The sequence below is a fragment of the Rufibacter ruber genome, assembly GCF_001647275.1.
Classification (GTDB): Bacteria; Bacteroidota; Bacteroidia; order Cytophagales; family Hymenobacteraceae; genus Nibribacter; species Nibribacter ruber_C.
Window position 1 is genome coordinate 1 of record NZ_LRMM01000120.1, and the last position, 6,579, is coordinate 6,579.

Consider the following 6,579-nt stretch of genomic DNA (forward strand, 5'->3'; position numbering starts at 1 on the left):
TCTGCCCAGCCCCGTTTCGACCTGTTTGCCAAAACAGGTCAAAAACGCAAATAGCGGTGTCCCTTCTCCCTCTGGTAGAAGGTTAGGATGAGGGAGAGGCGGTTGAAGCAGGATTTTCAGGATTAAACTCAGTTATAGGATTGAATTAGCAGTTGGCACAGACGCTCGCAGGTACTGCGCACGCTATGAGGTCTTCTTAGAATGGCTAATTGTTGATTGCAAAGAATAAGGCGCTGGCGCGAGCTTGCAGCTCGTGGCCACTTGTGCTGTGTGTCTCCAGAGAGCAAAGAGGGTCGCTCTCATATAGAATATTCAATAAATTGTTTAGGAATGCGCAGTTTCGCGGCGTTACCGCGAGGGTAGTCTGGAGACTACCCTGCACTTGTAGGCACGAGCTGCAAGCTCGCGCCAGCGAAGGAGTATCAGCAAGCCTTGTACGTCACGGAAGTAACTTCCGCGCCATAGAAAGTAGAAGCGAGAAAGTAGCTCATACCAAAAGTTGCATCCCAACCTGGCCGTTTCTGGCCTATTTTCCTGAAAACAGCTCCAAAACGCACAACCTCCTTTTCAGTGCCTGCGGGAGCGGGCAACGCAGTGCCGCCAGGCACGAAGGCGCTTAGCGGGAGCACGGACAGACAGTTCAAACCTGTATGGCTACAGAAACAATGGAACAGATAGCGGTTGCCAAGTGCGAAAATAAATGAAGCCCCTCTTGTCTGAGCGGCAGCGAGTCAGGGGCTTCTTGATTCTTTTGGTTAGGTTGAGCATCAAGAAGAAAAGTGACAAACAGTGGCAGAATGAAAATGCAGTTAGAAGTTTGGCAATAAGGTAGTGGGAGCAAAAGCAGTTCCAAAAGCAGAAGGAGAACCAGTGACATAAACACACACAAACACACACACACACACACACACAAATCAGCAATGCGTAAAAGACAAGGCGGTGCCTGGTCTCTACAGAGGGGAAATCTGAAACAGAAGACTTTGAATGCGTACCCTCCTGTGTAAACATCCCCCTTCGCCCCCTTCAAAGGGGGAGTATCTCCTTTAGTAAAGGGTAAATTGAATGGAAGCAGAAATACTGCTGCGTTTCCGGGTTGTTTTCGCCAAAACAGCCCGAAAACGCAAAGCCCACCAACAGCAGAGGCAAGCGCTTCTACCATTAGTGGGCTTTGAACAACTATTAAAAACTCGTCTATACGTCCATAGGGGTGAGGTTCACCGCCTGAATGCCTTTGATCTCGGGCACGGCGCGCATGATGGCCTGCTCAATGCCGCCTTTGAACGTCATGGCAGACATGGGGCAGGAGCCGCAGGCACCCATCAGTTCCAGCTGCACAATGCGGTCTTCGGTAATCTCCAGCACCTTTACATCGCCGCCGTCGGTTTTCAGGTACGGCCTGATGGTGTCCAGGGCCTGCTCCACTTGCTGGAGTAAAATCTCATTGTATGCGCTTTCTGCCATATCCTTACGCTTTAATTTCTACTACTTGGGTTTTGGCCAGGCTGGCGTTCCGTACAGAAACCTGACGGGCCACTTCCTGCGCCACTCCTTCAAACGCCTGTGAGGCCGGGCTGCCTTCCTGCAGTATCTGCGGGGCGCCCATATCGCCGCTCTCTCTGATGCTCTGTACCAACGGTACCTCACCAATGAACGGCACGCCGTAGCGCTCTGCCAACTCACGTCCGCCGCCCTGCCCGAAGATATAATATTTATTCTCAGGAAGCTCAGCCGGGGTGAAATACGCCATGTTTTCTACCAGACCCAGCACCGGTACGTTGATTTGCGGTTGCCGGAACATCTGCAAACCTTTCACGGCATCGGCTATGGCCACCTTCTGCGGCGTGGTCACAATGATGGCGCCGGTGACTGGTACTGTCTGTACCAACGTCAAGTGAATGTCACTGGTTCCCGGAGGTAAGTCAATTAATAAATAATCCAGTTCGCCCCAGTCTACCTCCGTGATAAACTGCTTCAGCGCCGAGCTGGCCATGGGGCCGCGCCATACCACCGCGCTTTCGGCGGGAGCCAGAAACCCGATGGACATGAGCTTGATGCCGTACTTCTCAATGGGCTCAATGAGGTTGCGGCCGTCTGGCATGCGGTACACGTTGGGGCGGGCATCTTCTACGCCAAACATGGTGGGCACGCTTGGTCCCGAGATATCAGCATCAACCAACCCAACTTTGGCCCCGGATTGTGCCAGTGCCACCGCCAGGTTGGCGGTGAGCGTAGACTTGCCCACGCCGCCTTTGCCGGAGGCCACGGCCAGAATGTTCTTCACGCCTTTGAGCAGCGCCTGGTTGTCCTGGCGGGCCGAGGTCACGCGGGAGGTCATGTTCACCGTCACGTGGGCGTCTTTGCTCACCATGGTGTGAATGGCCCTGATACAGGCGTTCTTGATGAGTTCTTTGAGCGGGCAGGCGGGGGTGGTCAGAATCACCGTGAAGGTGACCTCCAGACCGTTTATCTGTACATCCTCAATCATGTTGAGCGTCACCAAATCTTTGCCTAGGTCTGGTTCCTCTACATAGCTGAGGGCTTTTAATACGTCTTCCTGGGTAATAGCCATGGTAAAAAATGCGCTTTTGTCGCGTAGACAAAGGTACAAACTATCTGGGTAACAAGCTACCAAAAGCGTTTTGGGGCTGGTTTACAGAAAGTAAGCCGGAAACAGGAATGCTGCATCATGCAACCTTAGCCAGCGGAGATGAGTCTATATATGGAACTGCCAGAAAGCCCATGCTACCACCAACGTCGTCCCAAGTAGAAGTGCACGTGAAACAGGTGCTGCCCACCCATGAAAACGTAGTGGCCCTGATAGAAAAGTTGAACCAGTACCAAATAGCGCTGTACGGCCGGCAAATGTGCACCCTGGAGCCGCCGGAAATCCTTGAAAAGAACCAGGCCTTTATGGTGGGCGCTTTTGTAAATGAGACGCTAGTGGGCATTGGAGCGGTAAAACTACTAGATGGCTATGCCGAGGTGAAACGGATGTATGTGGAGGAAAACTACCGCGGCTTGTCCATTGCCGGGAAAATCTTACAGGCTCTGGAAGCCTACGCCAAGCAACAGCACGTGAAAATGATTTGCCTGGAAACCGGGAACCAACATTTCAGTGCGTTGAAGCTGTACAAAAAATCAGGTTATCAGGAGGTAGAAATCTTCGGGGATTATAAGCCTAACCAAATAAGTATCTTCTTAGGAAAAACATTGTGAAGCAATTGGCTGCCAAAATAGAAAGGTAACCTTGTGTTAAACCACCGTAAGTGATGCTTCGTCTGTAAACTGATAAACAAAAGCTGTTTCCGGCCTGTTTTTTTCAAAACAGCGTCAAAACGATTCCCTATCAAGGCCAGCTCCCCCAGCTGGCTTTTTCTTTTTTTCGGCCTTGGCCGAAACGGCAGCATTTGTTCCCTTTGCCCCGCCTTCTAATCTCGGGCAACTACCAACGAACCACTTTTAAAAGTATCTTTGTCTACTTACCGCTTACCCCAGAGTACCCATGGCCCTGATAAAGAAAGAAGTTGTTGACCAGATCATCCAGCACGCCGACATTGTGGAGGTGGTGGGGGATTTTGTGGATCTGAAGAAGAAGGGCCAGAACATGTGGGCGTGCTGCCCGTTCCACCATGAGAAATCGCCTTCGTTCAGCGTAGCGCCCAAAAAAGGTATTTACAAGTGCTTCGGGTGCGGCAAGGCGGGCAACTCGGTGCAGTTCATCATGGACATTGAGGGTACCAGCTACGTGGAGGCGCTGCGGTACCTGGCCAAGAAGTACGGCATTGAGATAGAGGAAGACCAGAGCCCGGCGGCCGTGCAGGCCCAGAACGAGAAAGACAGCCTCTTTATTCTCTCTGACTTTGCCAAGCAGTATTTTGTCAACGCGCTGCACAAGAATGACGAGGGGCAGAGCATTGGCATGCCGTATTTCAAGCAGCGCGGGCTGTCACAGGCCACCATCCAGAAGTTTGAGCTGGGCTACAGCCTGGACAGCTGGGATGATTTCACCAAGGCTGCGCTGGAGAAAGGCTACCAACTCAAATACCTGGAGGAAACCGGCCTCACCATTGTCAAGCCAGAGGAAGGCAAGCAGTATGACCGCTTTAGGGGAAGGGTCATGTTTCCCATCCACAATGTGTCTGGCCGTACCATTGGGTTTGGCGCGCGCACGCTCAAGAGCAACGACAAGAAATCGCCTAAATACGTCAACTCGCCAGAGTCGCGCATCTACCACAAGAGTGATGTGCTGTACGGCATGTTCCAGGCCAAGCAGGCCATACGGCAGGAAGACGAGTGCTTTCTGGTGGAAGGCTACCTGGATGTGCTCTCGCTGCACCAGGGTGGGATTGAGAACGTGGTGGCGTCTTCGGGCACGTCTTTGACCGAGAACCAGATCAAGCTCATTGGCCGCTACACCAAGAACATCACGGTGCTCTATGACGGCGACCCGGCGGGTATCAAAGCCTCGCTGCGCGGAATTGACCTCATTCTGGAAGGCGGCCTGAACGTGAACGTGGTGCTGTTCCCAGACGGCGACGACCCGGACTCTTATATAAGAAAGGTAGGCGACACCGCTTTCAGAAATTACCTGAAGGAGCACAGCCAGGACTTTATCTCGTTCAAGTCAGAGCTCTTCGCCCAGGAGGCGAAGGACAACCCGGTTAAAAAGGCCGAGGCCATCCGGGAGATGGTGGTGTCTATCTCTAAGATCCCGGACGCCATTAAGCGGTCTGTGTTCTTGCAGCGGTGCAGTCTGCAGTTTGGCATTGATGAGCAGGTGCTTATCTCTGAGTACAACAAGATTCACCTCACTGAGCAGAAGGCGTCACGGCAGCAGTCACAGCCGTCTTCGGGGTATATGCCCAGTGATGAGGAACTGGCCGAGGCGGAAGCCGCAGCGGCGGCCGAGGCCGAAATGTACGGGGCTGAGGACCAGCAGGAGGTAGACCAGCACAACACCCTCCGCAACCGCGAGCGCGAAGTGATTAGGTGGATTCTCAATTACGCTGACAAAGAGGTAGACGAAGGGCTCACCGCCAGCCAGTTTATGCTGGGTGAGCTGGAGGATGTGGAATTCAAAACACCTATTTACGCCCGCCTTTTTGATATGTGTCGGCTTAAATTGGAGCAAGGTTTCTTTCCCACGGCCACAGAATTCATGCAGCATGAGGAGAAGGAGATCCGGAACGAGGTGATTGACCTGGTGAGTGAGAAGTACGAGATCAGCAACGGCTGGGCCACGCATGAGATCATTGTGCCGCATGAGAGTGACCTGGTCACGTATGGCTCAGAGCGGGAGGTGCTCCGGCTGAAATGGCGCAACGTGCAGCTCATGATCAAGGAGCAGATGGACGGGCTGGCCACCCTCAAAGAAGACCAGGAGGTAGACAAATGCCTGCGCACCATCAAAACCCTCAAAGAGTTTGAAAAGCAGATTGCAGACATGTTGGGTATAGTGATCAGCAGATAGGCTATGTGGCAGCAGCTCAAACTCTACCGGTTGTTTTGGGCCACGGGCCTGGTGGTGACCAGTCTCCTGACGGGGGTGGCGGCCTATATGTTGCTGGAGGGATACACCCTGCTGGAGGCTTTTTACATGACCGTGATCACCGTGTCAACGGTGGGGTTTCAGGAAGTGCACCCGCTTTCGCCCGAGGGGCGCCTGTTTACCTCTATTTATCTTTTGTTGAACCTGGCCATTATTGCCTACACGGTGTCAGTGATCACCACGTACCTTTTTGAAGGCGAACTCAGGACCATCTGGAAAACCTATATGAATGAACGGGAAATTCAGCGCTACAGCGGGCATGTGATTGTCTGCGGCTTCGGGCGGAACGGCCAGAAGGCCACCCGCGATCTACTGGCCAGCCAGGAGCAGATTGTAGTGATAGAGACCAATGTGGATCTGCTGGCAGGTAAGCATCTGGTAAGTAACTCCCTGCATTACCTCACCGGTGATGCCACAGAAGATGAGCTGCTGGAACGGGCCGGGGTGCGGCAGGCCAAGGCCCTCATCACCACGCTCCCCAAAGACGCAGACAATGTGTTTGTCACATTAACGGCCCGCGGGCTAAACCCCAGCCTGCAGATCATTGCCCGCGCCTCTGAGAAAACCACTGAGCAGAAGCTGATCAGGGCAGGGGCCAACTATGTGGTCATGCCAGATGAGATTGGCGGCAGCCACATGGCCAGTTTGATCACCCAGCCAGAAGTGATTCATTTCCTGGAGCTGCTCAACGGCACCGGGCCCAACAAGATGCACCTGGAGGAAGTGCACCTCAACCGCCTGCAGCGGGATTTGGAGGGGTTGAGCATTCGGGAGTTAGATGTGCGCAACCGTACCGGTGCCACCCTCATTGGCCTGAACCGGAACGGGAGCGAGTTTCTGGTCAGCCCAGACGCTGATATCTGTCTGCAGGCAGATGATGTGTTGATCCTCTTAGGGACTTCCCCCCAAATAAGTATGTTCCAGCAGCTGTTCAAGGAAGAAGAGGGGTAGCAGCGTTCTCCTTTTAAACATAGATAACCGTTTAAACGCCAGTTTGGTCGGCTTTTGGTTCCTGTTTTCCGATTAAAAAC

Annotated in this window: 5 protein-coding genes; 3 read left to right on the forward strand and 2 right to left on the reverse strand. The window is 53.1% G+C overall.

Annotated elements, in window-relative coordinates; translation table 11 throughout:
* Positions 1-1,191 precede the first annotated feature (1,191 nt).
* Positions 1,192-1,461 carry a NifU family protein gene (locus A8O25_RS21710; protein ID WP_066839666.1) on the reverse strand — a complete coding sequence of 90 codons (270 nt, stop codon included), beginning with the start codon at positions 1,459-1,461 and terminating at the stop codon, positions 1,192-1,194.
* Between the two features lie 4 nt (positions 1,462-1,465).
* A complete protein-coding gene (locus tag A8O25_RS21715; RefSeq protein ID WP_066839668.1) occupies positions 1,466-2,569 on the reverse strand; it encodes an Mrp/NBP35 family ATP-binding protein in 1,104 nt (367 codons plus the stop codon).
* 170 nt (positions 2,570-2,739) lie between these two features.
* Between A8O25_RS21715 and A8O25_RS21720 the strand changes: the two genes are divergently transcribed.
* The 3 genes from A8O25_RS21720 to A8O25_RS21730 all read left to right on the forward strand — a co-directional run bounded on the left by A8O25_RS21720 (position 2,740) and on the right by A8O25_RS21730 (position 6,499).
* Positions 2,740-3,216, forward strand: coding sequence for a GNAT family N-acetyltransferase (locus A8O25_RS21720; RefSeq protein WP_161947813.1), 477 nt, complete (start codon positions 2,740-2,742; stop codon positions 3,214-3,216).
* Positions 3,217-3,502: 286 nt separating this feature from the next.
* Positions 3,503-5,470: a DNA primase gene (gene dnaG, locus A8O25_RS21725; protein ID WP_066839670.1), complete on the forward strand. Its 1,968-nt coding sequence runs from the start codon at positions 3,503-3,505 to the stop codon at positions 5,468-5,470.
* Positions 5,471-5,473: 3 nt separating this feature from the next.
* Entirely contained in the window at positions 5,474-6,499 is a 1,026-nt protein-coding gene (locus A8O25_RS21730; protein ID WP_066839672.1) for a potassium channel family protein, read from the forward strand.
* Positions 6,500-6,579: the final 80 nt, after the last annotated feature.

Excerpts from the sequence above, each read along its gene's own strand:
- A8O25_RS21730 (WP_066839672.1), top strand. The coding sequence starts at position 5,474 with ATGTGGCAGCAGCTCAAACTCTACCGGTTGTTTTGGGCCACGGGCCTG.
- A8O25_RS21720 (WP_161947813.1), top strand. The coding sequence starts at position 2,740 with ATGCTACCACCAACGTCGTCCCAAGTAGAAGTGCACGTGAAACAGGTG.
- dnaG (WP_066839670.1), top strand. The coding sequence starts at position 3,503 with ATGGCCCTGATAAAGAAAGAAGTTGTTGACCAGATCATCCAGCACGCC.
- A8O25_RS21715 (WP_066839668.1), bottom strand. The coding sequence starts at position 2,569 with ATGGCTATTACCCAGGAAGACGTATTAAAAGCCCTCAGCTATGTAGAG.
- A8O25_RS21710 (WP_066839666.1), bottom strand. The coding sequence starts at position 1,461 with ATGGCAGAAAGCGCATACAATGAGATTTTACTCCAGCAAGTGGAGCAG.